This window comes from Candidatus Streptomyces philanthi (assembly GCF_059553635.1).
Genome location: NZ_JCANQV010000517.1, coordinates 1 through 2,281, shown reverse-complemented (window position 1 = coordinate 2,281; position 2,281 = coordinate 1). Strand labels below are relative to the sequence as shown.

Here is a 2,281-nt window from a genome sequence, read left to right as displayed (position 1 = left end):
CCGCCGTGCAGGAGGCCGCGCAGGGGGGTGCCGCGGAGGCCGACGAGGCTCCCGAGGCCGGTGCCGCGCCCGAGGCCGGCGGCGGCGCGGACGCGAAGGACGGCGCCGCCGGTGAGGTCATCGACCTGACCGCGCACGACGAGACCGAACAGCTCGACGTGGCACGCCTTCGTACCGCCATCTCGTAGCGCCCTTGCCCGCGTCCTCACTGGTCCCCTTCCCGGTCATCGGGGGAGGGGACCAGCGGCGTTATGGGGGCGGGGCCGCTGGGGCGGGGCCGGAAGCGTGTGGGCCGACGTCCGGGTGGTGAATGTGTGGTGACGAGGTGGATGTCCTCCGATCCGGTGATCCGTGTCCGGGACGTGGTGTCTGGTCCGTCCGCCGCGGGCGGTGAGGTCCCGCGTCCCCTTCGCGCCGTCACCGGGCGTTCTGCGCCGCGTGCGTGAGGGGGCATCGGGCCGTGGTGCGCCCACTCCGCCGGAGCCGGGACCGGCCCCGCGAGGGGCGCCCGAGCGCGGCCGCGGCGAAGTTATCCACAGGCTGTGAGGGAGGGTGGCGCCGAGGGCCGTTCTCGGTCACGCTGTGTGAGCGGGCCTGCGGAAGGGCCGGACGCACGGGTCGGCCGCGCGCAGCCCGCATCGTCCCCGCCGCGCGTGCGGCGAGGACGGGACGGCAGGCACGGAACGGGGGAGAGAACGATGGGGCAGAGGAACCGCACGGGGCCCGGGGAGCGGGGCGGTGGACGCCTACTTGTCGATGTCGCCGACGACGAAGAACAGCGAGCCCAGGATCGCGACCATGTCCGCGACCAGCGTGCCCGGCAGCAGCTCCACCAGCGCCTGGATGTTGTTGTACGAAGCGGACCGCAGCTTCAGCCGGTAGGGCGTCTTCTCGCCCTTGGACACCAGGTAGTAGCCGTTGACGCCGAGCGGATTCTCCGTCCAGGTGTACGTCGCGCCCTCCGGCGCCTTCAGCACCTTCGGCAGGCGCTGGTTGACCGGCCCGGGCGGGAGCTCGGCCAGCCGGTCGAGGCAGGCGTCGGCGAGGTCCAGGGAGTTGTGGCTCTGCTCCAGCAGGCACTCGAAGCGGGCCAGGCAGTCGCCCTCCTCGCGCGTCACCACCTTGAGCGTGGAGCGCAGTTCCTCGTACGCGAGGTAGGGCTCGTCGCGCCGCAGGTCGAAGTCGACACCCGAGGCGCGGGCGATCGGCCCGGAGACGCCATAGGCGTGCACGGTCCCGGGCGCGAGGACGCCGACGCCCCGGGTGCGGCCGCGGAAGATCTCGTTGCCGAGGACCAGGTTGTCGAAGACGTCCATCCGGGAGCGCACATCGGCGACGGCCTGCCGCGCCCGCCCGAGCCAGCCGGCCGGCAGGTCCTCCTTGAGGCCCCCGACGCGGTTGAACATGTAGTGCATCCGGCCCCCGGAGATCTCCTCCATGACGTTCTGGAGCTCCTCGCGCTCCCGGAACGCGTGGAAGACGGGCGTGATGCCGCCCAGTTCGAGAGGGTAGGAGCCGAGGAACATCAGGTGGTTGAGGACGCGGTTCAGCTCGGCCAGCAGCGTACGGGCCCAGACGGCGCGCTCGGGGACCTCCATGCCCAGCATCCGCTCGACGCCGAGCACCACGCCCAGCTCGTTGGAGAAGGCCGACAGCCAGTCGTGGCGGTTGGCGAGCATGACGATCTGCCGGTAGTCGCGGGCCTCGAAAAGCTTCTCCGCGCCCCGGTGCATGTAGCCGATGACCGGCTCGGCGTGCCTGATCCGCTCGCCGTCCAGAACGAGGCGCAGCCGCAGCACGCCGTGTGTGGAGGGATGCTGCGGGCCGATGTTCAGCACCATGTCGGTGCTCTCCGCCGCGCCGCCGATGCCGACCGTCGTCTCCGTCATGGGGACAGTGTCGCAGTTCAGCGAGCCGGGAAGCGGTACCGGTGGACGAAGGAAGGACCATGGGCCGCACCCGGGCCCGGCCGCGCCCTCCGGCGGTTACGCCCGCAGGATCCGGGCGCAGGACGGCCCCACGGGCTCGACGAGCCAGCCGAAGCCGCCCAGGCCCGCGGGGTCGGTCAGCTCCGCTGCCTCACCCGCCGCCGCCAGGGCCCGGACATAGCCCTCCGGATCGGTGGCGGCCCGCGACAGCGGTGGGCGCCGGCCGTCCACCCCGAGGGCGCGCAGCGCCGCGCGCTGGGTGAGCAGCCGCGCCCCCGGCCCGGCGCAGGCGTCCAGCGCGACATGCGCGGTGATGTCGCAACTGCCGTCCGGGACCGGACACACCTCCCGGC

At 73.1% G+C, this 2,281-nt stretch carries 1 protein-coding gene and 2 pseudogenes; 1 reads left to right on the top strand and 2 read right to left on the bottom strand.

Going from position 1 to position 2,281, the window contains the following annotated elements; translation table 11 throughout:
• Positions 1–188: pseudogene (locus AC51EU_RS29735) on the top strand (hypothetical protein); the annotation flags it as partial.
• 558 nt (positions 189–746) lie between these two features.
• Here AC51EU_RS29735 and AC51EU_RS29730 read toward each other — a convergent pair.
• A complete protein-coding gene (locus AC51EU_RS29730) occupies positions 747–1,889 on the bottom strand; it encodes an NADH-quinone oxidoreductase subunit D (protein WP_496270192.1) in 1,143 nt (380 codons plus the stop codon).
• Between the two features lie 96 nt (positions 1,890–1,985).
• A pseudogene (locus AC51EU_RS29725) lies at positions 1,986–2,281 on the bottom strand (SAM-dependent methyltransferase); the annotation flags it as partial.